This window comes from Pseudomonas sp. HD57-3, assembly GCF_056113135.1.
The window spans coordinates 3,122,985-3,147,133 of sequence record NZ_CM148568.1 but is presented as its reverse complement, the minus strand read 5'-3'; the positions used below and the strand labels follow the sequence as shown (position 1 = coordinate 3,147,133).

Genomic DNA, 24,149 nt, shown 5'->3' with positions numbered 1-24,149 from the left:
CTCGTCCCCGACGTCCAGGCCAGGCTACAGAGCGATACAAAAACGCCGCCGCACGACACATCTCGGGTACATGCCAATGCAAAAGTGTGGGCCATCGGAACCTTCGCTGTCCGACATCACCCATCACTCAGGCAGGTATTTCCATGATCAATCAACTCGACACCGTGCTGTACACCGGCAAGACCCGCACCACTGGCGGGCGCGATGGCGCCTCACGCAGTTCGGACGGCAATCTGGACATCAAGCTTTCGCCACCGGGTTCGAATGGCAGCGGCACCAATCCGGAACAACTGCTGGCAGCCGGCTGGTCGGCCTGCTTCATCGGCGCCATGGGCAAGGCAGCCGCGGCGCAGAAGATCAGGCTTCCGGCGGATGTGGCGGTCGAAACCGAAATCGATCTGGGCAAGGCCGGCGATGCATTCTTTCTTCAGGCGCGCTTGAGTGTCAGCCTGCCGGGGCTGGAGCCTTCGGTTGCCCAGGCGCTGGTGGACGCTGCGCATCAGACCTGCCCTTACTCAAAGGCCACTCGCGGCAACATCGACGTCACCCTGCGGCTGATCTGAATCAGCCCTGTTTGATCCTGCAAACCGCCCGATGCACGGCTTCGGGCGGTTTTTTACAGGGTTGAGCGATGCCGTTCCTCCGGTTCAAACAACCAGAGGAACGAAACGGTCATTGAATGGTTTACGCGAACGATGTCTCGTGCTCGCTTTCGTGGACGTAAATCCACGAAATACCCGATGGCGAATCCGGGTCGAGGCGCATGAGCGCCGAGTCGACTTTCTTCTTGGTGATCCCGTTCTTGACCAGGTCGAAAACCGTCAGGAAGAAATCACCGGGAAGCGGTGTGATCGAGAGATTGATGATGTGCGATTCGGGGCTGCCGGCACGCTGGCCGTGAAGGCCCCAAAGGCGTTCCCAGTAGTTTTCCCGGTCCATGATCTGGCCGTCCGTGAGTACCACCCGGAAATCGTTCGCCAGGGCATCGTACAAAGGCTTGATCGCGTCTTCCGACTGGGAAGCCACACCGCGCGACCACGGGAAAAAGAGGTTGTACCAGCGGTACACCTCGGCTTTGACGAGTGCGGTTTTATCGGTTGTTTCGGTGACTCGGCTGATTGCCATCTGCGTTCTCCTTAACGAGCTCAAAGGCGCGGGTTCTCCGTTACGCATCGCCTGGGCGATGCTCCGCGCCTCATTCAAGATCCATCCTGAAATCAACGTCACGGGGTCAACCGAATTCGCTTCAATGACTTCAGAATTTCTCCTGTCATTTGGCTGACCCGGCCACAAAAGTAGACGCCAACCCGTTGGTTTGCATTGGAAACTGACAAACGGCTTTTCGGCTGTCTGCGCTGCAACGTCCGTGCTTGAGCGATTCCATAACGACTCCAGCCCATCGCCCTCTCCCGTTGCGCGATTTCACATTTTTTTCACGAACCGCTTTGTCGCTGTAAAAAACCCTGACACAATTATTGGCAATGATTCTCAACTGCTCTTTGTTTGCTATTTAAAATCAGGAAGCCTCAATGTCGCGTCCCACCTCGCAGAGTCGTTTCAACCCGTCACGCAATCTCCTGTCCATGGCCATCTGCATGGCCGTCATGACCCCGGCGCTGGCCGATGAAACCCGCGAGGCGCAGGACACTGCCCCGCCCGCCACCCTCGAACTCGGCGCGACCGCCATCACATCCACCCAGTTGGGCAGCACCACCGAAGGCTCCGAGTCCTACACCACCGGCACCATGGCCACCGCCACCAAACTGCCGTTGACCCTGCGCGAAACGCCGCAAGCCGTCACCGTCATCACCCGCCAGCGCATGGACGATCAGGCGATGACCAGCATCAATGACGTGGTCAACGCCACGCCGGGTCTGTTCCTCGACTACTCCAGCGGCCCAGGCCGACAGGCCTACAAAGCCCGAGGATTCAACATCGACAACCTGATGTACGACGGCATTCCGAGCGGCTACGACGGCGTGAACGTCGGATCCCAGCCGAATCTGGCGATGTTCGATCGGGTCGAGGTAGTAAGGGGGGCGACCGGTCTGGTCACCGGTGCCGGCAACCCTTCGGCGGCGATCAACCTGGTGCGCAAACGCCCATTGGCCGAGCAGCGCGTCACCCTGACCGGCGCCGCCGGGACCTGGGACAACTATCGCGGCGAGCTCGATGCTTCCAGCCCGCTCAACGACAGCGGCACACTGCGCGGCCGGGTGGTTACTTCCTACCGCGACGCCAACAGTTTCATCGATGACGTGGGCGAGCGACACAACCTGTTCTACGCCGTCACCGAAGCCGACCTGAGCGATGACACCACGCTGACCGTCGGTTTCTCCAACCAGAAAGACAAGACCAACTACTTCTGGGGCTCGTCGATGATCGGCCTCGACGGTCATCACCTCGACCTGCCGCGCTCCTACAACCCCGGCACCTATTGGGAGAACAAGGATCAGGAGATCAACACGGTCTTCGCCGAGATCCGTCAGCAACTGGCCAACGACTGGAAACTGCAGGTCAACGCCAACTATTCCGAGCAGAACGCGCTGTTCTCCGGCTCGTACCAGTCGCGCTGGGTCAACAACACCCTGGCCCGCACGGTTTACCAGTCCAAGGCCGATGAAAACCAGGCCGGTCTGGACGCCTTCTTCAGCGGCCCGTTCGAAGCCTTCGGGCGCAGCCATGAACTGGTAGTCGGCGCCAGCAAACGCATCTACGACCTGACCACCCACAACTACTCGCCGTACGACACCAACTGGCCGATCAACGCCGGCAAGCCGGACTTCGTCCACACCGACAACACGCGTGAAGTCACCACTCAGGACGGCGTCTACCTGACGACTCGCCTGAGCCTGGCCGACCCGCTGAAGCTGATCCTCGGCGGGCGTCTGGACTGGTACGACTACGACAACCGCGATGGCGACGGCGATTACAAAGTCACCCGCAACGTCACCCGCTATGCCGGCCTGATCTACGAGCTGGACGACCATCATTCGGTGTATGCCAGCTACAGCGACATCTTCACCCCGCAGAGCAACAAGGGCACCTCCGGTAACCCGGTCAAGCCGATCGTGGGCAAGAACTACGAGGTCGGCATCAAGGGCGAATACCTGGGCGGCGCGCTGAACGCCAGCCTCGCCGTGTTCCGCGTCGATCAGGAAAACCGCGCGGTGCAGGTGTTCGTGCCGAACTGCCCGCAGTCGTCCTGTTATGAGGCCTCCGGCGAGATCCGCAGCCAGGGTATCGACTTCGAACTGCAAGGCGCGCTCACCGACAACTGGCAGATCGGTGGCGGCTACACCTACGCCCGCACGCACACCATCAAGGACGCGGCGAACCCGCAGAACGTCAACAAGCAGTTCGACACCGACACCCCGGAGCACCTGTTCAAACTCACCACCCGCTACAACTTCCAGGGTCCGCTGGAAAAACTGCGCGTGGGCGGCAACATCTCCTGGCAGAGCCGCATGTACAACGACATCGAACTGCTCGACGGCGGCAACTACCGCCTCAAGCAAGGCGCTTACGCCGTGACCGACCTGATGGCCGGCTACCGGGTCAATGACAACCTCGACCTGCAACTCAACGCCAACAACATCTTCGACCGCAAGTACTACTCCACCATCGCCAACTCCGTCAGCTACGGCGGCGACAGCTATGGCACGCCGCGCAACATGATGCTGACGGCCAAGTACACCTTCTAGGTCTTCTGAGCGCAGGGACGCGCCAGAATGTCTTCCAGAAAATCAATGAACACATTGATACGACTCGAGCCCCGGTGATTGGGCAGATACAACGCATTGATGCAGCAGCTCGCATTACCGGGGTTGACTTCATAACCCTCCAGCAGCCGCGTCAACCGACCCGCCTCGACATCAGCGCGCACCAGCCAGTCCGCCAGCAGGGCCACCCCGCGCCCCGCCACCGCCGCTTCGCGCAGGATATCGGCGTTGTTGCTTTGCAGGCGGCCATGCACATTGAGCTGGATGGTTTCCTCGTCGCCCTGGAACGTCCAATGCTGGTGCGAACCCGCGTAGTCAAAGCGCAGGCATTGCTGCTCGAGCAAGTCTCGCGGATGCGCCGGCACAGCGTGCCGGCTCAGGTAATCCGGACTCGCCACCACCCAGCGCTGGAAGCCGCCCACCCGCTTGCTGACGATATCGTCACTGACCACCGATGATCCCAGTCGCACCGAGACATCGATCTGCTCGCTCAGCAGATCGCTGACCTGATCACTCAAAGACACGCTGATTTCAAGCCCCGGATGACGGTCGAGCAATACCCCCAGTTGCGGTGCAATGATCTGTCGACCGAACTCCACCGGCACACTGATGCGCAGGCGTCCCTGCGCTTCGTTGCCCCGGTCGGCGACAACCGCGTCGGCCTCATCGATGGCATCGAGAATGGCCACCGCTTTCTCGAAATAGGTTTGGCCGGCGACCGTCACGCTGGTGTTGCGTGTCGTGCGGTTGAGCAGGCTGGCGCCCAGTTCGTTTTCCAGCCCCGCCACCTGGCGTGTCACCGAGGACGTCGAGATGCCGAGTTTGCGCGCCGCTGAGGAATAACCACCGCAACGTACGGTTTCAACGAACATCTTCAGTGCCAGCAACTTGTCCATAAGTGGAGCCCGATCGAAAGGAAACGGTGATGATTGTGCATCACCGTTCGCCAATCGTCTTGTAGGACCGTGCTTCATCGGACTCAGCGTTGCCTGCGGTTCAGGCATCGGCCTTGCGGCTCAGGAACAGCGCCAGGGCCAGTGCTGGCAACAACGCCACGGATACGGCGGACAGGTTCCAGCCAAAATGCTCGTAAAGCGGACTGGCGACCAGCGATCCCAGCGCGCCGCCGACAAAGATGCTGGTCATGTACACGGCATTCAGACGTGCCCGGCTGTGCGGGTCGATGGCGTACACCTCGCGCTGGCCCAGCACCATGTTCAGTTGCACGGCGAAATCCAGCAGCACCGCGCAAACCACCAGCCAGACATAGCTGCTGCCCGGCAGCGCGGCGATCAGCAAGGAGGCTGGCGCCAGCAACAGTGCAACGAGCGTCCCGCGCCGACCGTGCCCGGCATCGGCCAGCCGCCCGGCAATCGGCGCTGCGACCGCGCCGACAGCGCCGACCAGGGCAAATATCGCCACCTGAGCCTGACTGAAACCGTGGTGCCGCATCAGCTCGATCGGTGCGAGGGTCCAGAACAGGCTGAAGCTGGCGAACAGCAAGCCCTGATACAGCGAACGCTGACGCAGAACTGCGTGGCGACGGGCCAGCGCAAACACCGAGCCGATCAGCGCCACGTACGTGGCCTGATGCGTGGGAACACGGCGCGGCAAGGCAATCGCCGTGATCAGTGCGATGACGGCCATCAGTGCCGCCGCGCTGAAAAACACACCGCGCCAGCCGAACACTTCCACCAGCAGACTCGACAGTGGCCGCGACAGCAGAATGCCCAGCAACAGGCCACTCATGATGTTGCCCACCACCCGCCCACGGGTCGCCTCGGGCGCCAGGTGCGCGGCCAACGGCACCAGGATCTGCACCGCCACCGAAGTCAGGCCGATCAGTAATGACAGGACCAGGAACATCGACGGCGAGTGCGTCAGACCTGCGCACAACAGCGTCACGCTCGCCGCCAGGGTGAAGCCCACCACAAGCCGACGGTTTTCCATCAGGTCGGCCAGCGGCACCAGCAACAGCAGGCCCAATGCATAACCGAACTGCGTGAGTGAAACGATCAGACTGGCATTGGCGCTGGACAGGCCGATCTGCGGCGCGATCAGTTCGACGATCGGCTGAGCGTAATAAAGGTTGGCCACGACCGCGCCGCAGCAGAATGCCAGGAACGCGACCATCAGGCCGGAAAGAGAAGCGGATTGTTCGGCCTTGGCCGCCGCTGCCGGATTGCCCGTAAGCATGATGACACCTCGATGAGTTTGGAAAAGTGACGCCAAGGCTAAGGGTCGCGCAGGCCTTCGAGTATCCATCCCAAAGGCAATTGAGTGATGCGCCAAATGCAACGACTCTCGGCGTTGCACTTGGCGCAACGTGCTATTGCGCAGGCTGGCAATACTCGGACGGATGCACCTTCTCTACCCTTGGGCACCAGGCGCCGGGCTTTGCACCGGCCCCCTTCCCCGGTCGTTCAAGGAGTTGCCGAAGATGCCGAATCCGTCCCCCATGCCCACCGCGTGCCGCTTGGATAACACCTGCTCATGAACGGCCAATTCATGAAATCAAGAGCGCTGTGGGTCAGCGCGGCAGCCCTCGCGTCGATCGGCGCAATCGCTGCCCTGGCGCTGATGTGGCGGCCGGCAATTGCGCCGGTCGAACGCCCGCAAGCCTTCGACTCCGCGCAACGGCAACGCGGCGCACGAGTGGTCGAGGCTGGCGACTGTGCGGTGTGTCACACGCGGCCCGGCGGCCAATACCTGGCCGGCGGACTGCCGCTGGTGACGCCGTTCGGCACCCTCTACAGCACCAACATCACCCCGGACCCACAGACCGGCATCGGCCAATGGTCGTTGCCGGCCTTCGAGCGGGCGATGCGTGAAGGGATCTCCCGCGACGGCCACTTCCTGTACCCGGCCTTCCCCTACGTTCATTACCGGCGCATGAGCCAGGACGACATCGCCGACGCCTATGCGTACCTGATGAGCGGCCCGGCCGTGGACTCGCCGCCACAACAGAACCGCATGAACTTCCCGATGAACATCCGGCCACTGGTGTCGTTCTGGAACCTGCTGTTCCTGCACGGAAAGCCGCTGACGCCACTGGCGGAGCAATCGCAGACGTGGAATCGCGGGCGTTACCTGGTCGAAGGTCCGGGTCACTGCGCGGGCTGTCATTCGCCGTTGAACCTGATCGGTGCCGAGAAATCCGGCGAAAACCTGGCCGGCGGCAGCGTGGATGGCTGGGACGCGCCGTCACTGCTGGGCATGGCGCACCGGGCAAACCCGTGGAGCAGCGAGCAACTGGTGAGTTACCTGCGAGCCGAAGTGGTCGACGGACACGGCACGGCGGCCGGCCCGATGCGCCCGGTCAGTCTCGGTCTGGCGCGCTTGCCCGTGGAAGATGCACTGGCGATTGCCGAATACCTGCTGAGTCTGCCGGCGAAAACCGCGATCAACGAAATTCCGAGCGCCAGCGCTGAACCTGCGGATCGATCCTCTGGCGCGTTGCTGTTCGCCAGTGCCTGCGCCGGCTGCCATGCCCAAGGCGCTCCGATGCGTGACATCGACGGCCGCCCGGCACTGGATCGCACCTCGGCGCTGCAGGCCGCCAGCCCGCGCAACTTTGTGAAAACCGTACTCGAAGGCATCCCGGCAGAACCCGGCCAGCCCGGTCCGGTGATGCCCTCGTTCGCCGCCAGTCTCGACAACGCTCAACTCGACGCCCTGGCCGTCTACCTGCGCCATCAGGCCAGCCCCGATCATCCGTGGACCGACCTTCCTGCCACCCTCCAAGCGCTACGTCAGGAGACGAAATGACTCAGATCACCCTCAACGTCAACGGATCTTCCCGGGCTCTCGAGCTGGAACCCGACATGCCGCTGCTCTATGCGCTGCGCAATCACCTGGGCCTCAACGGCGCCAAGTACGGGTGTGGTCTGGGCCAATGCGGTGCCTGCACCGTCATCGTCGATGACCAACCGGTGTTTTCCTGTCTGACACCCTGCACCGGCCTCGAGGGCAAAAAGGTGCGGACGGTCGAGAGTCTGGGAACCGCCGAACACCCCGGCTACCTGCAGCAAGCGTTCATCGACAAGCAGGCCGCTCAATGCGGTTACTGCATCGCTGGCATGTTGATGCGTGCACAGGCGCTGCTGGAAAGCAATCCGCATCCCGACGAGCAGACCATTCGCGAGCACATGGCAGGCAACCTGTGCCGCTGCGGCACGCACTTGCGCATCATCGAGGCGATCAGCCTTGTCGCCCGGCAAAACGGGAGCGTGCAATGACGACGATCAATGAGGTCGATCAAAGTCGCCGCGCGTTCCTGCGCGGCGGCGCTCTGCTCGTGGCGTTTGCTTTGGTGCCGGTCTCGCGCCGCGCCCTGGCCGATACCGAAGTCGATACCCTCGGCACGGTCGTGCTGGCGCCGGACCTGCCCGGTAGCCTGCGCACCAACCCCTGGCTCGATGCCTGGATCCGCGTCGGCCCTGACGGCATCACCGTCTACACCGGCAAGGTCGAACTGGGCACCGGGGTCAAAACCGCGCTACTGCAAATTGCCGCTGAACGGCTGGAGGTGGCACCGACCGCGATCAACTTGCTCACCGCCGACACCGCACTCACGCCGAACGAAGGCTACACCGCCGGCAGCCACACGATTTTCGACAGCGGCACCGCGCTGTTCAACGCGGCGGCGCAAGTGCGCGAGATGCTGCTGGAATCGGCCGGGCGCAGCTGGAACGTCGCGCCGGCACTGCTGACGACTCGCGACGGCAGCATTCTCGGCCCGACCGGGCAACACATGTCCTACGCCGACGCCGTGCAGCAGGTCGATCTGCACCGCTATGCAAAATCCGAGTCACCCTCGATGCCACCGGCGTCATTCAAGCTCATCGGCCATTCGCTGCCACGTCTGGATATCCCGGGCAAAGTCAGCGGCGGCGCTGCATTCGTGCAGGACATTCGCCTGCCGGGCATGCTCCACGCCCGGGTCATCCGCCCGCCACGTCCCGGCTGCACGCTGGAAGCCATCGATATTGAGTCGATCAAAACGCTGTCGGGGGTGGTGCAGGTGATTCGCGACGGCAATTATCTGGCCGTGGTGGCGCGGGATGAATGGCAGGCGATCAAAGCCATGCGTCATGGATACGCATCGGCGCGCTGGAGCGGCGGACAGGCGATTCCCGAATCGCGCGACATCCACACCTTGCTCAAACACCTGCCCTCGCGTCGTTATCCGATCAGCCATGAAGGCACCCCACAAGGCGCGACCGACAACGAATATCGCGCCCGGGTGACCAAGCAATACCTGATGCACGGTTCGATCGGTCCGTCCTGCGCCGTGGCCTGGTTCAAGGACGGCACCCTCACCGTCTGGACCCACACCCAGGGCGTGTATCCGCTGCGCGCCGGAATCGCCGAGATGCTGCGGCTGCCACCCGAGCGCGTGCGCTGCATCCACACCGAAGGCTCTGGCTGTTACGGCCATAACGGCGCAGACGATGCCGCGGCCGACGCGGCGCTGATTGCCATGCGCGTGCCGGGCACGCCGGTGCGGGTGCAATGGATGCGCGAGCAGGAAAACCTCTGGGAGCCCTACAGCTCGGCGATGGTCACTGAAGTGCAAGCCAGCCTTGATGCGCAAGGTCGGCTGCAGGACTGGAACTACGAGCTGTGGACCACGCCGCACAACGAACGCATCGTCAACGCCGGGCGCTTGCTGCCCGCACGACTGCTAGCCCGGCCGTTCGCTTCGGCACCCTCGGTGCCGATCGCCCAGCCCGAAGGCGACGGCGATCGTAACGCGGTGCCGCTGTACACACTGGGCTCCTCGCGGATCGACATGAACTTCGTCACCGAAATGCCGTTCCGCACTTCAGCCATGCGCTCGCTCGGCGCGCACATCAACATCTTCGCCATCGAAGGCTGTATTGATGAGCTGGCCGCCAAGGCCGCAGTCGATCCGGTTGCCCTGCGCTTGGCACACCTGACCGATCCTCGGGCCCGGGCTGTTGTGGAAAAGGTTCGCGATGCCGTCGGCTGGCCGCAAAAAAGCAGTGAACCCGGCGCAGGCCTTGGCTTCGCCTTCGCGCGCTACAAAAACATCATGGGCTACTGCGCCATTGCCGTGCGTCTGCGGGTGCATCCGCAGACCGGCGAAGTGCAGATCGATCACGTCGTCACGGCGGTCGACGTGGGACAGATCGTCAGTCCCGATGGCCTGCGCAACCAGGTCGAGGGCGGGATCGTGCAATCCACCAGCTGGACGCTGTATGAAAAGGTCGCCTATGACGCCGGCGGCATCCGCAGCTACGACTGGAGCGGCTACCCGATCCTGCGCTTCTCGCAAGTACCCAGAAAGGTCGACGTTCACCTGCTCGACCAGCCGGGGCAACCGTTTCTGGGAGCCGCCGAAATCGTCCAGGGCCCCATGGCCGCCGCCATCGGCAATGCCGTGGCGAATGCCACCGGACGGCGCTGGCTGAACCTGCCCCTGACCCGCTCGCAACAGCCTTCCTGAACCGCGCCCCGTTGCATTTCACGCAATGCAGCGTGGCGTCGTGTGTGGATTATCAAGCACCGGTCAGCCGCTTAACGTAGGGCCATCCGGTGTCGGGCCAAATGTCCCGACACCGCCCTGCCGACCCTTTTCGAAGACTGGAGAACACCCATGACGCAACATCTGTTCCGCCCCATCGCCCTCGGCCCCTACACACTTCCCCACCGGGTGGCGATGGCGCCGTTGACTCGCTCTCGTGCCGGGCAACCGGGCGACATCCCGACATCCATGAACGCCGAGTACTACCGCCAGCGGGCGAGCGCCGCGCTGATCATTACCGAGGCGACGCAGATTTCCCGTCAGGGCCAGGGTTATGCGTGGACGCCTGGCATCTACAACGACGAACAGGTGCAAGCCTGGCGCGAAGTCAGCCGCCAGGTACACGAGGCTGGCGGGTTGATCTTCATGCAACTGTGGCATGTGGGCCGCGTATCGCACCCAAGCTTTCAACCGGACAACGCCTTGCCGGTGGCGCCGAGCGCATTGCCTGTGCCGGGCAAGACCTTCATCGTCGACGACGAGGGCAACGGTGTCTGGGGCGACGTACCCGTACCCCGTGCACTGCAAACGTCGGAAATCGCCGACATCATCAGCGACTACCGCCGGGCCGCGCGCAATGCGCTGAACGCCGGGATGGATGGCGTGGAAATTCACGCCGGCAACGGCTATCTGCTGGACCAGTTCATCAACAGCAACAGCAACCAGCGCACCGACGGTTATGGCGGCACCCTGGAAAACCGTGCACGCCTGTTGCTGGAAGTGGTGGCTGCCGTGGTCGACGAAGTCGGTGCCGACCGTGTCGGCGTGCGCCTGACACCCATGGGTCGCTTCATGGGTATGGGCGATGAATCGCCGGAAGCCACGTTCGGCTACATCGTGAGTTCGTTGAACCGCTGGAAATTGGCGTATCTGCATCTGGTCGAGCCCGCCGTGGTCGGCACCGTCAAGGATGAAAACTTCGATCCGCGCTGGGACGCGATCATCGCTCAGTTGCGTGATGCCTGGGCTGGCGTGTTGATGATCGCCGGCGGCTACGACCCCGAGTCGGCGGAACAGGCGCTGGCCGACGGTCGCGCCGACATCATCGCGTTTGGCCGTCCGTTTCTGGCCAACCCCGATCTGCCTCGACGAATCCGCGAAGGGCTGACGCTCAACGCACCGGACCCGAGCACGTTCTTTGGCGGCGATCAGCGTGGCTATACCGACTACCCGGTGCACGCCCACTGATACGCTGAACAGCGGACGCAAAAAGGCCTGCCACATCGGCAGGCCTTCTTCGTTTTCGCGGAGCGTTACTGCTTGAGAATCAGCAGCGGCTCGCCCTTCTTGACGATATACGTCGCCAGCTCGGAACCCTTCTCGTTGCCGACATTCTTCGCGATATGCGCCACACCCGCCGGAATGAACAGCGAATCCCCCGCCTTCAGCGTCACCGGTGCCTGGCCTTCAAGCCGGTATTCGAACGTGCCGCTGATCACGTAAGCCACTTCCACACCCGGATGCGCATGGTTGGGCGACGTGACGCCCGGTTCGAAATCGACACGGGCCTGGATCACTTCGCGATCCGCAGCGCCTAGATCCTGACGAACCAGATCGGTACGGCTCAGGCCCTGCTGCCAGCTTTTTGCCGGGGCGGCGGTTTGGGTGTCAGCCGCGTGGGCGAGGCCGGTCAGCGAAACGAGTACGGCGGCAGCGGTCATCAGAAGTGTGCGGCGCATGGTGTTGCCCTCTTGGAAGTAGTCATCTGTTGGCAACTACTTTGGGCGAGGCATGTACGCAGGATGTGTCCTGAGGTCGGGGTTTGTTACCCGATTGTGTACGGCGGCGGGATTGATACACGCGCATACAACTCACAGCACTTCTGACAGCCATTGCCTGAATGCCACGATCTTTTTCGACTCGGCATTTTCATGGGGTGTGACAAAGTAGAAACCCGACGTGGACTTCAGCCGCAGATCAAACGGCGCCACCAGTCTCCCGGCACGCAAATCGTCATCGACGTAAGTCGAGCGACCGATGCACACGCCCTGCCCGTCAATCGCGGTCTGCACGGCCATCATTGCCAGATCGAAGGTCAGTCGCGGGCCTTTGGCCGTGAGCGGTGGCAGGCCTGCCGCGTGCAGCCAGTCGTTCCAGTCATTGGCGGTCAGGCCGCTGACTTGCAGCAAAGGGTGATGGGCCAGATCCGCCGGCGTCTTCAAAGGCTTATCGCCGTTCAGCAGTCGCGGACTGCACACCGGGAAGATCTCGTCGGACATCAACCAGTCAGCCCGCAGCCCAGGCCATTCGCCGTTACCGTAGCGGATCGCCGCGTCTATCCCGGCCTTGCGAAAGTCCACCAGCTCGGTGGAGGCGCTGATCCGCACATCAATCTGCGGATGCGCTTCGCGAAACGACGGCAGACGCGGCAACAACCATTTGGACGCCACCGACACCAAAGTACTGATGGTCAGGACACTGTTGTTGCTCGATTCCAGCAGCTTTTCAGTCGAGTAACGCAACTCAAGAAACGCCGAGCGGATGCCGGGAAAATAAGCATTGCCCTCCTCCGTCAGCGCCAACCCGTCCTTCAAGCGCATGAACAGACGCACGCCAAGTTCATCTTCGAGGCGCCGGATCTGATGGCTGATCGCGGTCTGTGTGACGTTCAGTTCTTCGGCGGCGCGGGTGAAGCTCAGGTGCCGGGCCGCACATTCGAAGGCGCGCAATCCATTGAGCGATGGCAGTCGCGGGAGCATATGACCTCTTCAGTCCATGAGATTTTGTCATACGCTAGCACTGGATTTGTCCTTTGCGAAGCGCCGTGGCGATAGCGGATTCTGAGGCTCTACCTGCAAGGAGATCCCATGAAACTGTACTTCGCCCCCATGACCTGTTCACTGGCGCCGCACATCGTATTGCGCGAACTGGCGCTGCCGTTCGAGCTGATCCGGGTCAACAACCAGACCAAGCAAACCGCCGACGGCCGGGACTTTCGCCAGATCAATCCGAAGGGTTACGTGGCCGCGCTGATGCTCGACAACGGTGAAGTGCTGACCGAGGGGCCGGCCATTCTGCAATACCTCGCCGACCTCGTACCCGGCCATTCGCTGGCCCCGGCCAATGGCACCTGGGAACGCTCGCGCTTGCAGGAGTACCTGAATTTCATCAGTTCGGAAATTCATGTCGGCAGCGCGCCATTGTTCAGCAGCGAAATCCCGGAAACCACCAAAACGATCTTCAAGCACAAACTGTTCAAGCGTCTGGATTACCTGAATCGCATCCTCGCGACACAGCCCTTTCTGATGCAGGCGTTCGGCGTAGCGGATGCCTATCTGTTCACGGTGCTGAAGTGGTTGCCGACATTCAGTATCGCCATCGAAGACTGGCCAGCGCTGGCGAACTACATGACGCGCATCGCCGAGAGGCCCAGCGTGCGGGCGGCCATCGCGGCAGAGGAAGCCACGCAACCGGTCGTCTGACATGACCGGTTGCGCCAAGCGCCCTTGATGGTCCGGCGCGCAGTCAGGCGCCCGACTCTGGATCACTTGCCGGCAGGCCACGCGCTTCTCGGTCCTCATCATCCTTGGCGGTGCTCTGCGGGTTGGCGTCGGTGCTTCCTGAGCGGTTGCCGTCCTGCGGATGCTCGGATCCCACCGAATCGTTGGCCGCCACATCGCTCATGTCTTCTTCCAGTGGCGCTTCATCGTCCGGCGGCAAGGGGACTGGCGACTCATCCTTGCGGGGATCATGGCCGGCTTCGTTGTCGGTGGTGCGCGTCACGGCCTGTTGTGACAGGTTGCCGGGTGCACTTTCATCAATGTCCATGGGGTTCTCCGTTCTGCTGCGCAATGTTCGTACCTGAAGGTGTGAAACACCCGGGTGAGGGTTAGTGCCCGGCATTGGACGAATGGCGCTCCGGTTGCCGAATGCCCCAGCGCTTCTATAGTGAAGGGGTTCAAGCCCTTCTCCCGTCGAGCGCCCCATGGCCAGCACCGATCAACTGATCATCTGCGAGCATTGCGACTGCGTGTACGAAAAAGTCACGCTGGCCAAACACCAGAAGACCCTCTGCGTGCGTTGCGGCGGCGTGCTCCAGCGCTACAACGGCCTGAATGTGGAGCAACGTCTGGCGCTGAGTTTCACGGCGGCGATGCTGTGGCTGTTCGCCAATTTCTACCCGGTGATGAGCATCAGCATGAAGGGCCTGAAAAACAGCGCGACCCTATGGGATTCAGTGTTGGCCCTGAGTCAGGGGCCGATCACCTTCATGGCGATGGTCGCGGCGATCTCGATCATCATCGCCCCGGCCTTTCAGCTGGTTTTGTTGATCTGGGTCTTGAGCTTCGCCCTCGCCTCGCGCCGTTCGCCGGGATTCAAACTGTGCATGCGCTGGCTGGAAACGCTGCGTCCGTGGAGCATGCTTGAAGTGTGTTTGCTCGGCGCGATGGTCGCGGTGTTCAAACTGGCGGGCATGCTCGACGTGATTCCCGGCATCGGCCTGTTTGCGCTGGCCGTGCTCAGTCTGTTGCTGATCCGCATCGCCGGGCGCGACGTGCGCGAACTGTGGGACATCCTATGAAACGACCACCGACGGCAACCGAACTCAACCTCTGCCTGTGCCACAGCTGCGGGCTGGCCTGCGACATGACCGGCGAACCGCACCAATGCCCGCGCTGCGACGCCCCGCTGCATCGGCGCAAGACCAACTCGCTGACCCGCACCTGGGCCTACATGTTCGCCGCGCTGGCGTTCTATGTGCCGGCGAATCTGCTGCCGGTCATGAACACCACCCTGCTCGGCAGCGGCGCCGACAGCACCATCATGAGCGGCGTGCTGGAGTTCTGGGAACACGGCGCGTGGGACATCGCCCTGATCATCTTCGTCGCCAGTATTGCGGTGCCGGGCGTGAAATTCGTGGCGCTGACCTTGCTGCTGGTCACCGTGCAACGGGACAGTCATTGGGCGCGCAAGGAGCGTTCGAAGCTGTACCGATTCGTCGAGTTGATCGGCTACTGGTCGATGCTTGATGTGCTGGTGGTTGCGCTGGTGGCGGCGCTGGTGAAATTCCAGGCGCTGGGGGATATCGAGCCGCGCGTAGGGATTCTGTTTTTCGGCCTGGTGGTCGTGTTCACCATGCTCTCGGCCATGAGCTTCGACCCGCGCCTGATCTGGGATAACGCGCCGGACGAAGAAACGGAAATGCCCCGGCACTCGACTGAACAAGTGCCGGGGCATCAAGCGATTTAAATCAGATCAGATCTGCGCAGTACCGCCGTCAACGAACAACTCGATACCGTTGACGAAGCTGCTGTCATCCGAGGCCAGGAACAGCGCAGCCTTGGCAATCTCGCTCGGTTCGCCCAGACGGCCGATCGGCACGATTGACGCCAGTTGATCGAACAGCCCCTGCGTGTGTTCCGCCGGCACCAGCCCTGCCAGACCTGGCGTGCGCACCGGGCCAGGGCTGATCGCGTTGACGCGGATGCGCCGTGGTTTCAGATCCAGCAGCCACGACCGCGCGAAGTTGCGCACCGCCGCTTTGCTCGCGCTGTAGACGCTGAAGTTCTCCGTGCCCTGCACCGAAGTGGTCGACGAGGTCAGCAGAATCGAGGCGCCATCGCGCAGCAGCGGCAAGGCCTTCTGCACGGTGAACAGCGTGCCCTTCACGTTGGCGTCGAAAATCCGGTCGAAATGCTCTTCAGTGATCGAACCCAGCGGCAGCATGTCCCCGCCGCCGGCGTTGGCGAACAGAATGTCGAGGTGCCCGGCCTTCGCGGCGATCTCGCTGTAGATGCGATCCAGATCGTCCAGCTTCGCCACATCACCCTGAATGCCGATGGCTCGCGGGCCGATGGCGGCGACCGCTTTGTCCAGTTCGGCCTGACGACGGCCAGTGATAAATACGGTGGCGCCCTGGGCGACGAACTCCTGCGCCGAAGCCAGGCCGATGCCGGTGGTGCCGCCAGTGATCAGTGCGATTTTGCCTTCAAGTCTGTTGCTCATGATGAATCTCCAGTAACCGTTTCGAGGTAGGTGACGGGTCGTAGGTGAGCCGTTGGAAGCGACTTTAGGCCGATCGATTGAATTGAAAAATCCGCAAAATCGGTTTTGTTTGTGCACAGACATGCACAATACTCAGCGACATCTACATCACTGAGCCCGAGCCGATGAATCAGTTAATGGCGATCCGCACCTTCGCCCGCGTCGTGGAAAGCGGTTCGTTCACCAAAGCCGCCGATTCGCTGAACCTGCCGAAAACCACGGTCAGCAAACTGATCGGCCAACTGGAAAACCACCTCGGCGTGCGCCTGCTGCAACGCACCACCCGCCGCCTCACCGTCACGGCCGACGGCGCTTCCTACTACCAATTGACCCAACAACTGCTGCACCAACTGGACGACATCGATCAGGGTTTCAGCCAGGCGCAAGGCCTGCCGCGCGGCCGGATTCGCGTGGACATCGGCGGCTCGACCGCGACGATGCTGGTGATCCCCGAGCTGCCGAAATTCTTCGAACGCTATCCCGACATTCAGGTTGATCTGGGCGTCAGCGACCGCCCGGTGGACTTGATCAGCGAGCGCGTCGACTGCGTGATTCGCGGCGGCCCGCTGACCGAACAAACCCTGGCCGTGCGCCGCCTCGGTGAAGTGTCCTGGACCACCTGCGCCACGCCCGATTATCTGCAACGTCACGGCACCCCGAGCCACCCGCTCGACCTGGCCAGCCATCAGCTGATCGCCTACCGCTCTGCCTCCACCGGCCGCATCCTGCCGTCGAATTTCCAGCGCAACGGCGAACGCCATCAGATCGAAGGCAAAGGCCTGATGAGCGTCAACGAGAGCAACGCGCACCTGGCGGCCGGGCTCGCCGGGCTGGGGATCATCCATACCTTCAACTACACGGTGAGGACAGCCATCGAGCGCGGCGAACTGGTGCCGATCCTCGAGGACTGGCGCCCGCCGGCGTATCCGTTTCATGTGCTGTATCCGCCGAACCGTCATTTGAGCAATCGGGTGCGGGTGTTTATCGATTGGCTGGTGGAGCGGTTTGCGCAGGTCGATTAAGTGCTGCGCGAGCATTGCTGACTTTTACGCAAAACACCTTTGACCCAACGCCGGTTCTTCTCATGCCCGTTGCCACCGATACTGGCGGCCATCGACTGTCATGGGAAACCGCACAATGCAAACCGATTACGCTGCATGGGCCTGGACGTCCGGCCAAGGGCTGGATGGCCTGACACTGACCCGCAAACCCCTCGTGCAACCCGGCCCCGGGCAAGTGCTGGTGGCCAACCGCGTCATCGCCTTGAACCCGGTGGACTGGAAGATCATCGAGTGGGGCCATCCCGCCTGGAGCACCGGCCGTGTGCCGGGTGTCGACGGCATGGGCGTGGTAGTCGCGGCCGGCGCCGGCGTGACACTGCAACCCGGCAGTCGCGTGGCGTATCACCAATCACTGGCGAACGATGGCAGTTTCGCCAAGTACTGCCTGCTGGACGCCGCCACCGTGCTGTCAGTGCCCGCCGCGCTTGATGATGCCGCGGCGGCGTCACTGCCCTGCCCCGGACTGACCGCGTGGCAAGCCGTGGAAAAAGTCCCGGCGAATGGCGCAGCCGATGTGCTGGTGATCGGCGCCGGCGGCGCGGTCGGCCTGCTGCTGGTGCAACTGGCGGTACAACGCGGATGGCGGGTCTGGGCGACCGCGTCCGGCGCGCATCATGAAAAGCTCAAGGCCCTTGGCGCAGTCGGCGTATTCGATTACCGCGAACCGGACTGGCAAACCGCACTCGCAGCCAGCCTCGGCGAACGTCGTTTGCACGCCGTATTCGACACGGTCAGCGGCGCTCACGCGGCGAAAATGGCCGACCTGCTGGGCTACAACGGCCATCTGGTGTGCATTCAGGATCGTCAGGAAAGCGCGCCGCTGCCGGCGTTCACCAGCGCGATTTCGCTGCATGAAGTGGCATTGAACAGCTTCCACGTCCACGCCAGCCTGCACGATCGCCAGACCTTGCGCCGCAACGGCGAGCAGTTGCTGCAAGCGCTGCTCGACGGCAGCCTGATCGGCCCGGCGCTGCAGATGTTCAACTTCGATGAATTGCCCCAGGCCTTGCGCGCCCTGAAGGACGGCGCGGGTGGCGGGAAATGGGTGACGCGTCTGCCCAGCGCCTGACAAGCAACCACGGCCCGACTCCCTCGCAATCGCGCCGTTTCGTCTAACCTGACGTTGCACCCGACGATGATTGCCCATCGACGGGTGCATCGACCTTGATGCCCACGAAACGGAGAATTCCATGCTCAAGCGAACCCTGGCACTGACCGCTGGTTTGGCCCTGTCCCTGTCCGCCGTGCTGGCGCAAGCCGCGGAGGTGTTGAAGGTCAGCGCGATTCCCGATGAAGCCCCGACCGAGCTGCTGCGCAAGTTCGAGCCGCTGGGGTCTTATCTGGAGAAGCAACTGAACATGAAAGTCGAGTTTGTGCCGGTGGCCGACTACCCGGCGGTGGTCGAAGCGTTGGCCACCAACCGTCTCGACATGGCCTGGCTCGGTGGCTTCACTTTCGTCCAGGCGCAGTTGAAAAGTGATCCAAAGGTCATTCCGCTGGTGCAGCGTGAACAAGACGCCCAGTTCACCAGCAAATTCATCACCGCCGACCCCAACGTCAAAAGCCTCGCCGACCTCAAGGGCAAGACCTTCGCCTTCGGCTCCGTGTCGTCCACCTCCGGCAGCCTGATGCCGCGCTATTTCATGCTCAAGGACGGCATCAAACCGGAAAGCTATTTCAGCCGCGTCGGCTATTCCGGCGCCCACGACGCCACCGTCGCTTGGGTGCAGGCCGGCAAGGTCGACGCCGGTGTGCTCAACGCCAGTGTCTGGCAGAAACTGGTGGACGCCGGCAAGGTCGACACCAACAAGGTCAAGGTCTTCGCCACCACCCCGGCCTACTTCGATTACAACTGGACCGTACGCGGCACCCTCGACCCGACGCTGGCGGCGAAGATCAAAAAAGCCTTCCTCGACCTCGATCCGGCCAACCCCGAGCACAAAAAAATCCTCGACCTGCAAGCCGCCAGCCGCTTCATCGAAACCAGCCCGGACAACTACAAAGGCATCGAGGAAGCCGCCCGCGCCGCCGACTTGCTGAAATGACGCTGCGCCTCAAACAGGCTTTTCTGCACCACACCAATGGCGTGGAAGCCCTGCGCGGCGTGGATTTGCAGATCGAAGCCGGCGAACAGGTGGCGATCATCGGCCCGTCCGGCGCCGGCAAATCCAGCCTGCTGAACCTGCTGGCAACCGCCAATCGGCCCAGCAGCGGCGACATCGAAGTGCTGGGCGAGCGCGCCTGGCACTTGTCCGCCCGCCAGCGGCAACGTCTGCGCGCCCGTATCGGTCTGGTGCATCAGGCGCCACCCTTGCCGCCCCGGCAACGGGTGGTGACGGCGGTGCTGGCCGGCAAACTCGGCCAATGGAGCCTGGGCAAAAGCCTGATCAATCTGCTGCATCCGCTCGACGTGCCCGGCGCCCGCGCCGCACTGGCGCGACTGGATCTGGCCGACAAACTCTTCAGCCAATGCCAACAACTGTCCGGCGGGCAATTGCAGCGGGTCGGCATTGCCCGCGTGCTGTATCAGGCGCCGGAGGTGTTGCTGGCGGATGAGCCGGTCTCGGCGATGGACCCGGTGCTGGCCGGGCACACGCTGTCGATCCTGTCGCGCCATGCCCGCGAGCACAACGTCACGCTGGTGGCGAGCCTGCACGCGGTGGAGCTGGCGCTGGCGCACTTCCCGCGGATCATCGGTCTGCGCGAGGGGCAAATCCTGTTCGACTGCCCGTCCGCGCAAGTCAGCCGCGACATGCTCGACACCCTCTACGCCAACGAACAACTGCAATCCCCGGCGCCCGCCGTCCCCCCGCTGATTGTGCAGATTCCCCGATGCTGAGCGCCGACACCCGCGACCCCGCCGCACTGCCACGGTTGCTGCTGACCGGGCTGGCGATTGCCTTGCTGTGGCCCGGCATCCAGCTCAGCGAACTGGATCTGGGCGTGCTGTTTCACGCCGACAGCCAGAGTGAAATGGGCCGCTTCGTCTCGATGTTCTGGCCGCCGGAGCATGATCGCGAGTTTCTTCAATTACTCCTCAAAGCCACCCTGCAAACCCTGGCCATCGCCACCGCCGGCATGGCCCTGGCGCTGCTGTTGGCAGTGCCGGCCAGCCTGCTTGCCAGCCGCGCCCTGTCGCTGACCGCCGCCTCCCGCAGCGGCCGCCCGAGCCTGTTTGGCCGCCTGCTGCGCTGGCCGGTGCGCGGGCTGCTGATCTTCCTGCGCAGCGTGCCGGAAATCGTCTGGGCCCTGCTGTTCGTGCGCGCCGTCGGCCTCGGCCCGGCGGCGGGCGTACTGGCCATCGCGATCACCTACAGCGGCATGCTCGGCAAGGTCTACGCCGAAATCTACGAATCCACCGACCAACGCCCGGCCCACGCCCTGCTCCAGGCCGGCAGCGGCCGCCTCGCCAGCTTCGCCTATGGCGTACTGCCCAACGTCGCGGCGGAACTGCTCTCCTACACCGTCTACCGCTGGGAATGCGCCATCCGCGCCTCGGTAGTCATGGGCTTCGTCGGCGCCGGCGGCCTCGGCCAACAGATCGACCTGTCGATCCGCATGTTCGCCGGCGGCGAAGTCGCCAGCATGCTCCTGACCTTCCTCCTCCTCGTCCTCGGCGCCGACCAACTCAGCCGCCTGCTGCGCTGGAGGCTGGCATGAAACGCCTGATCAATCCGGTGCTGATTCTCGCCATTGTCGTGGCCGTCATTGCCTCGTTCGCCTACCTGGGTCTCGATCTTGAAGAACTCGGCAGCGCTACCAGCCTTAAACAGATGGGCCTGTATGTGGCGCGCTTTCTCAGCCCTGACCTCAGCGCTGACTACCTAAGCGCCATTTTGCGCGGGTCGATGGAAACGTTGGCCATGTCTGCGCTTGGCACCCTGCTCGCTGCCGTGCTGGGGCTGTTATTGGCGCTTCCTGCCGCTGGCCGGTTTGGCTGGTTTTTTCAGAGTGCCGCGCGCCTGCTGCTCAATGCGCTGCGCGCGATACCTGAACTAGTGTGGGCTGCGTTGATGGTGCTTGCGGCTGGGCTTGGGCCGAATGCCGGGACATTGGCCCTGGCCCTGCACACCACGGGCGTGTTGGGACGGTTGTTTGCTGAAGCGCTGGAGAACACGCCGCCGGAGCCGGCGGATGCGATTCGGTTGCAGGGGGGGAATCCGGTTTTGGCGTTTTGTTATGGGACGCTGCCGAACCTGGCGCCGCAGTTGCTGGCGTACTGTTTGTATCGGTGGGAGAACAATATCCGAATGGCCAGCGTGCTGGGGTTTGTCGGGGCTGGGGGGTTGGGACAGATGTTGTATGTGAGCTTGAGTCTGTTTCAGGAGGCGCAGGCGGGGACGGTGATTTTGGCTATGCTGATTTTGGTGTGGGGGGTGGATTGGTTGAGTGGTTGGGGGCGGGAGCGTTGGGTTAAGGCTTAAGCTGGATAGTCTTTGAAGTCAGTTAACACAAATATTCGTCGAGGTTCGCTTCCGACCAGAAGCGGACATCAGCCCAATAAATATATCTTTCCCTTTCTCACGCAAAATTGAGGCCGCTGGTGTGCTAGAGATGTTGTTCGAAGTTGTGATCCCGGATTTTGCCTAAACGATTGAATAAGACTGTCATGGTCAGCGAATTGAGCGCGTCTCGGCGTTATTCAGACCGGAATGTACGCTTCGATGTTCAAAGCTCTGCAACCAAGCCAGAACGAACAGGCTGTCACGCTTTGCGTCGGGCAACATTGAGCGACGGAGTCTGTGGCTTCCGGGCTCTGAAAACGCCATTCGGGGCGTATCTTGCGTGTTCAGCTCTGCCGTTGTGACACAACCCTCTCAACCCTAACGGAAGGACCCTTATGACAAACCCATTCCAGGACCGCGAGCCACACATCGAGAACAACGAACGTATCCGCACGCCCCAGAAGGGTGTTTTCCTCGCCCTGAACGAGGTTTTCGTGGCGGGCGGCGAAGAGCGTGAGTTCGCGGTCATACTGCCTGTCGGATGTGGCAAGTCAGGGAGCATCACGATATCGCCCTTTGCCTTCCGCTCGCGGCGGACGCTGGTGGTCGCGCCAGGCGTGGCCATCGCTCAGCAGTTGGCCAGTGATTTCGACCCGTCCAATCCCAATATGTTCTACCAGAAGTGCGCGGTGCTCGCCGGCGCGCCCTATCCTGAACCTGTCGAAATCCGAGGGACGACGACCAACCGGGCAGACTTGGACGACGCGCACGTCGTCATTACCAATATTCAGCAGCTCCAGGGCGGCGACTCAAACCGCTGGCTACGTCAACTGCCGGCCGACTATTTCGACCTGATTCTGGTCGACGAGGGTCACCACGGCGTAGCCGAGAGCTGGCAGGCCCTCAAGGCTCAGTTCCCCGAAGCGCAGATCGTCAACTTCAGCGCGACGCCGATGCGCGCCGATGGGCAGCTCATGGAGGGGCGCGTCATCTACACGTACCCTATCTTTGAAGCGATCCGCGAAGGCTACGTCAAACGCCTTAAGGCCGTGCAACTGAACCCGCGCACGCTCCGTTACGTGCGCCGCGAAGACGGTCAAGAGATCGAGGTAGGGCTTGCCGAGGTACGCAGGCTGGGCGAGGAAGACGCCGATTTCCGGCGCAGCATCGTAACTTCTACCGAAACGCTGAACACCATCGTGGATGCGTCTATCCGTGAGCTACGCCGGCTGCGCGAGGAAACTGGCGAGGTCCGACTGAAGATTATCGCCTCGGCTCTCAACTACGAGCACTGCCGAGAGGTCGTCGAAGCCTACGTCGCACGGGGCCTGCGCGCTAGCTACGTGCATTCGCGAGAGAACGCGCCGGCGAACCAGAGAGTGATGCAGCGGCTGGAAAGCCACGAGCTCGACGTGATCGTCCAGGTGCGTAAGCTCGGCGAAGGGTTCGACCATCCGTACCTGTCCGTGGCCGCCGTGTTCAGCATCTTCAGCAACTTGTCCCCGTTCGTTCAGTTCGTCGGCCGCATCATGCGCGTCATTCGGCAGAACTCTCCCGGCCACGTCCTCAACCAAGGCGTCGTCGTGTTCCATGCCGGCGCGAACATCGCCAGACGCTGGGCTGACTTCCAGGAGTTCAGCGAAGCCGACCGCGACTATTTCGACCAGTTGCTGCCGGTGGAGGATGTCGATCCAGATCATGCTCCCGTCGAGAGACAGGTGGAGCCGGTTCCCCATGACTTGGACGGTGTGGAGGTGCGCAGCCAGTCCGATGTCCACGTCGAGGAAATTCCACTTCTGCTGGACGATGAGGCACTAGCAGCCCTTCGCGTGCTGCAGGAGCGCGGCTATACCACGAACGACGTTACGGCTGCTTACGAGACCCTGCAGCCACTGCCGACAACTCGAGTACGCGAGCGGCAGGCGATGCGTGACGGGCTTCCGATTCGGGTTCGAACGGCAGCTGGACGGATTCTCGGCGAACGGGGCATCAACCCGAATGGTCGCGAGCTCGACACGCGCCGTCTCGGTAGGACGAACTTGATTGTGATGATTGCTGCCATCAACAATCAGGTAAATACCTTTGTCGGTATGGGAACGGGGCAACGGCACGAGTTCTCGCGAGAGATGCACGAGCGGATTGACCAAGGATTTGACGGCATCCTCGCGGCAGCCGTAACGGAGGTGTTCGGTGGCAATTAAGTCGCTCGTTACCCATGTCGAAATAGACACCGCTGGCAGGGCCCATAACTGTCAAGCCAGTGCCAAGCACCGTATCGAGAAGGGCGATGTGCGCCTGAAGGTCAGAAACGGCCGGAGCTGGGATCACTACTGCCTGGACTGTGCGAAGAAAATAATTGGACGGGACATAGAGAAGCTCAAGGCGA

Annotated in this window: 22 protein-coding genes and 1 pseudogene; 16 read left to right on the top strand and 7 right to left on the bottom strand. The window is 62.4% G+C overall.

Going from position 1 to position 24,149, the window contains the following annotated elements; translation table 11 throughout:
* The first annotated feature begins 143 nt into the window (after positions 1-143).
* A complete protein-coding gene (locus tag AC0R79_RS14155; RefSeq protein WP_085611780.1) occupies positions 144-563 on the top strand; it encodes an organic hydroperoxide resistance protein in 420 nt (139 codons plus the stop codon).
* Positions 564-684: 121 nt separating this feature from the next.
* Here the strand turns inward: AC0R79_RS14155 and AC0R79_RS14150 are convergent, their stop codons facing one another.
* On the bottom strand, positions 685-1,125 hold the full coding sequence (locus tag AC0R79_RS14150) for a hypothetical protein (RefSeq protein ID WP_103386860.1): 441 nt from the start codon (positions 1,123-1,125) through the stop codon (positions 685-687).
* A gap of 404 nt (positions 1,126-1,529) precedes the next feature.
* On the opposite strand from AC0R79_RS14150, the gene AC0R79_RS14145 reads away from it, so the two are divergent.
* The gene (locus tag AC0R79_RS14145; protein WP_474734966.1) at positions 1,530-3,704 is read left to right on the top strand and encodes a TonB-dependent siderophore receptor; all 2,175 of its coding nucleotides are present in this window, start codon (positions 1,530-1,532) and stop codon (positions 3,702-3,704) included.
* Here AC0R79_RS14145 and AC0R79_RS14140 read toward each other — a convergent pair.
* Positions 3,701-4,618, bottom strand: coding sequence for a LysR family transcriptional regulator (locus AC0R79_RS14140; RefSeq protein WP_474734964.1), 918 nt, complete (start codon positions 4,616-4,618; stop codon positions 3,701-3,703). The two genes, AC0R79_RS14145 and AC0R79_RS14140, sit on opposite strands and share 4 nt — an antisense overlap.
* Before the next feature lie 100 nt (positions 4,619-4,718).
* Positions 4,719-5,918, bottom strand: coding sequence for an MFS transporter (locus AC0R79_RS14135; protein WP_474734963.1), 1,200 nt, complete (start codon positions 5,916-5,918; stop codon positions 4,719-4,721).
* Between the two features lie 312 nt (positions 5,919-6,230).
* Here AC0R79_RS14135 and AC0R79_RS14130 point away from each other — a divergent pair, with 312 nt between their 5' ends.
* The 4 genes from AC0R79_RS14130 to AC0R79_RS14115 all read left to right on the top strand — a co-directional run bounded on the left by AC0R79_RS14130 (position 6,231) and on the right by AC0R79_RS14115 (position 11,460).
* A complete protein-coding gene (locus AC0R79_RS14130; protein ID WP_474734961.1) occupies positions 6,231-7,490 on the top strand; it encodes a c-type cytochrome in 1,260 nt (419 codons plus the stop codon).
* Positions 7,487-7,960: a (2Fe-2S)-binding protein gene (locus AC0R79_RS14125; RefSeq protein WP_474734959.1), complete on the top strand. Its 474-nt coding sequence runs from the start codon at positions 7,487-7,489 to the stop codon at positions 7,958-7,960. Before AC0R79_RS14130 ends, AC0R79_RS14125 begins: the two co-directional genes overlap by 4 nt.
* On the top strand, positions 7,957-10,194 hold the full coding sequence (locus AC0R79_RS14120) for a xanthine dehydrogenase family protein molybdopterin-binding subunit (RefSeq protein WP_474734957.1): 2,238 nt from the start codon (positions 7,957-7,959) through the stop codon (positions 10,192-10,194). The genes AC0R79_RS14125 and AC0R79_RS14120 overlap by 4 nt, the downstream gene beginning before the upstream one ends.
* A gap of 150 nt (positions 10,195-10,344) precedes the next feature.
* The gene (locus AC0R79_RS14115; RefSeq protein ID WP_474734955.1) at positions 10,345-11,460 is read left to right on the top strand and encodes an alkene reductase; all 1,116 of its coding nucleotides are present in this window, start codon (positions 10,345-10,347) and stop codon (positions 11,458-11,460) included.
* A 65-nt stretch (positions 11,461-11,525) separates the two neighbouring features.
* On the opposite strand, the gene AC0R79_RS14110 is transcribed toward AC0R79_RS14115, so the two are convergent.
* Both AC0R79_RS14110 and AC0R79_RS14105 read right to left on the bottom strand, forming a co-directional pair.
* On the bottom strand, positions 11,526-11,951 hold the full coding sequence (locus AC0R79_RS14110) for a cupin domain-containing protein (protein WP_207986066.1): 426 nt from the start codon (positions 11,949-11,951) through the stop codon (positions 11,526-11,528).
* A gap of 132 nt (positions 11,952-12,083) precedes the next feature.
* Positions 12,084-12,971 carry a transcriptional regulator GcvA gene (locus AC0R79_RS14105; RefSeq protein WP_474734953.1) on the bottom strand — a complete coding sequence of 296 codons (888 nt, stop codon included), beginning with the start codon at positions 12,969-12,971 and terminating at the stop codon, positions 12,084-12,086.
* A 108-nt stretch (positions 12,972-13,079) separates the two neighbouring features.
* Here AC0R79_RS14105 and gstA point away from each other — a divergent pair, with 108 nt between their 5' ends.
* Positions 13,080-13,694, top strand: a complete 615-nt coding sequence (gene gstA, locus AC0R79_RS14100) for a glutathione transferase GstA (RefSeq protein WP_474734951.1) — start codon at positions 13,080-13,082, stop codon at positions 13,692-13,694.
* A gap of 154 nt (positions 13,695-13,848) precedes the next feature.
* Here gstA and AC0R79_RS14095 read toward each other — a convergent pair.
* Positions 13,849-14,040 (bottom strand): annotated as a pseudogene (locus AC0R79_RS14095) (hypothetical protein); the annotation flags it as partial.
* A 157-nt stretch (positions 14,041-14,197) separates the two neighbouring features.
* Between AC0R79_RS14095 and AC0R79_RS14090 the strand changes: the two are divergent.
* Together AC0R79_RS14090 and AC0R79_RS14085 are read left to right on the top strand one after the other, a co-directional pair.
* On the top strand, positions 14,198-14,794 hold the full coding sequence (locus tag AC0R79_RS14090; protein ID WP_474734949.1) for a paraquat-inducible protein A: 597 nt from the start codon (positions 14,198-14,200) through the stop codon (positions 14,792-14,794).
* A complete protein-coding gene (locus AC0R79_RS14085; protein WP_474734948.1) occupies positions 14,791-15,462 on the top strand; it encodes a paraquat-inducible protein A in 672 nt (223 codons plus the stop codon). The genes AC0R79_RS14090 and AC0R79_RS14085 overlap by 4 nt, the downstream gene beginning before the upstream one ends.
* Before the next feature lie 6 nt (positions 15,463-15,468).
* On the opposite strand, the gene AC0R79_RS14080 is transcribed toward AC0R79_RS14085, so the two are convergent.
* On the bottom strand, positions 15,469-16,218 hold the full coding sequence (locus AC0R79_RS14080; protein WP_127797934.1) for an SDR family NAD(P)-dependent oxidoreductase: 750 nt from the start codon (positions 16,216-16,218) through the stop codon (positions 15,469-15,471).
* Positions 16,219-16,382: 164 nt separating this feature from the next.
* Here AC0R79_RS14080 and AC0R79_RS14075 point away from each other — a divergent pair, with 164 nt between their 5' ends.
* The 7 genes from AC0R79_RS14075 to AC0R79_RS14045 all read left to right on the top strand — a co-directional run bounded on the left by AC0R79_RS14075 (position 16,383) and on the right by AC0R79_RS14045 (position 23,964).
* On the top strand, positions 16,383-17,279 hold the full coding sequence (locus AC0R79_RS14075) for a LysR family transcriptional regulator (protein WP_474734946.1): 897 nt from the start codon (positions 16,383-16,385) through the stop codon (positions 17,277-17,279).
* A gap of 115 nt (positions 17,280-17,394) precedes the next feature.
* The gene (locus AC0R79_RS14070; RefSeq protein ID WP_474734944.1) at positions 17,395-18,387 is read left to right on the top strand and encodes a zinc-binding dehydrogenase; all 993 of its coding nucleotides are present in this window, start codon (positions 17,395-17,397) and stop codon (positions 18,385-18,387) included.
* A gap of 121 nt (positions 18,388-18,508) precedes the next feature.
* Complete coding sequence (locus tag AC0R79_RS14065; RefSeq protein ID WP_474734942.1) at positions 18,509-19,363, top strand: putative selenate ABC transporter substrate-binding protein; 855 nt, start codon at positions 18,509-18,511, stop codon at positions 19,361-19,363.
* Positions 19,360-20,157 (top strand): phosphonate ABC transporter ATP-binding protein, encoded by a 798-nt coding sequence (locus AC0R79_RS14060; RefSeq protein WP_474734940.1) that lies wholly within the window; start codon positions 19,360-19,362, stop codon positions 20,155-20,157. The genes AC0R79_RS14065 and AC0R79_RS14060 overlap by 4 nt, the downstream gene beginning before the upstream one ends.
* Positions 20,151-20,978, top strand: coding sequence for a PhnE/PtxC family ABC transporter permease (locus tag AC0R79_RS14055; protein WP_474734939.1), 828 nt, complete (start codon positions 20,151-20,153; stop codon positions 20,976-20,978). The genes AC0R79_RS14060 and AC0R79_RS14055 overlap by 7 nt, the downstream gene beginning before the upstream one ends.
* Positions 20,975-21,742 (top strand): phosphonate ABC transporter, permease protein PhnE, encoded by a 768-nt coding sequence (gene phnE / locus AC0R79_RS14050; protein ID WP_474734937.1) that lies wholly within the window; start codon positions 20,975-20,977, stop codon positions 21,740-21,742. The genes AC0R79_RS14055 and phnE overlap by 4 nt, the downstream gene beginning before the upstream one ends.
* A gap of 416 nt (positions 21,743-22,158) precedes the next feature.
* Positions 22,159-23,964, top strand: a complete 1,806-nt coding sequence (locus AC0R79_RS14045; protein ID WP_474734935.1) for a DEAD/DEAH box helicase — start codon at positions 22,159-22,161, stop codon at positions 23,962-23,964.
* The last annotated feature ends 185 nt before the right edge of the window (positions 23,965-24,149 follow it).

Coding starts and splice junctions, on each gene's coding strand:
- AC0R79_RS14090 (WP_474734949.1), top strand. CDS start 14,198: ATGGCCAGCACCGATCAACTGATCATCTGCGAGCATTGCGACTGCGTG.
- AC0R79_RS14135 (WP_474734963.1), bottom strand. CDS start 5,918: ATGCTTACGGGCAATCCGGCAGCGGCGGCCAAGGCCGAACAATCCGCT.
- AC0R79_RS14130 (WP_474734961.1), top strand. CDS start 6,231: ATGAAATCAAGAGCGCTGTGGGTCAGCGCGGCAGCCCTCGCGTCGATC.
- AC0R79_RS14060 (WP_474734940.1), top strand. CDS start 19,360: ATGACGCTGCGCCTCAAACAGGCTTTTCTGCACCACACCAATGGCGTG.
- gstA (WP_474734951.1), top strand. CDS start 13,080: ATGAAACTGTACTTCGCCCCCATGACCTGTTCACTGGCGCCGCACATC.
- AC0R79_RS14075 (WP_474734946.1), top strand. CDS start 16,383: ATGAATCAGTTAATGGCGATCCGCACCTTCGCCCGCGTCGTGGAAAGC.
- AC0R79_RS14115 (WP_474734955.1), top strand. CDS start 10,345: ATGACGCAACATCTGTTCCGCCCCATCGCCCTCGGCCCCTACACACTT.
- phnE (WP_474734937.1), top strand. CDS start 20,975: ATGAAACGCCTGATCAATCCGGTGCTGATTCTCGCCATTGTCGTGGCC.
- AC0R79_RS14125 (WP_474734959.1), top strand. CDS start 7,487: ATGACTCAGATCACCCTCAACGTCAACGGATCTTCCCGGGCTCTCGAG.
- AC0R79_RS14110 (WP_207986066.1), bottom strand. CDS start 11,951: ATGCGCCGCACACTTCTGATGACCGCTGCCGCCGTACTCGTTTCGCTG.
- AC0R79_RS14055 (WP_474734939.1), top strand. CDS start 20,151: ATGCTGAGCGCCGACACCCGCGACCCCGCCGCACTGCCACGGTTGCTG.
- AC0R79_RS14070 (WP_474734944.1), top strand. CDS start 17,395: ATGCAAACCGATTACGCTGCATGGGCCTGGACGTCCGGCCAAGGGCTG.
- AC0R79_RS14065 (WP_474734942.1), top strand. CDS start 18,509: ATGCTCAAGCGAACCCTGGCACTGACCGCTGGTTTGGCCCTGTCCCTG.
- AC0R79_RS14045 (WP_474734935.1), top strand. CDS start 22,159: ATGACAAACCCATTCCAGGACCGCGAGCCACACATCGAGAACAACGAA.
- AC0R79_RS14150 (WP_103386860.1), bottom strand. CDS start 1,125: ATGGCAATCAGCCGAGTCACCGAAACAACCGATAAAACCGCACTCGTC.
- AC0R79_RS14085 (WP_474734948.1), top strand. CDS start 14,791: ATGAAACGACCACCGACGGCAACCGAACTCAACCTCTGCCTGTGCCAC.
- AC0R79_RS14145 (WP_474734966.1), top strand. CDS start 1,530: ATGTCGCGTCCCACCTCGCAGAGTCGTTTCAACCCGTCACGCAATCTC.
- AC0R79_RS14155 (WP_085611780.1), top strand. CDS start 144: ATGATCAATCAACTCGACACCGTGCTGTACACCGGCAAGACCCGCACC.
- AC0R79_RS14080 (WP_127797934.1), bottom strand. CDS start 16,218: ATGAGCAACAGACTTGAAGGCAAAATCGCACTGATCACTGGCGGCACC.
- AC0R79_RS14120 (WP_474734957.1), top strand. CDS start 7,957: ATGACGACGATCAATGAGGTCGATCAAAGTCGCCGCGCGTTCCTGCGC.
- AC0R79_RS14105 (WP_474734953.1), bottom strand. CDS start 12,971: ATGCTCCCGCGACTGCCATCGCTCAATGGATTGCGCGCCTTCGAATGT.
- AC0R79_RS14140 (WP_474734964.1), bottom strand. CDS start 4,618: ATGGACAAGTTGCTGGCACTGAAGATGTTCGTTGAAACCGTACGTTGC.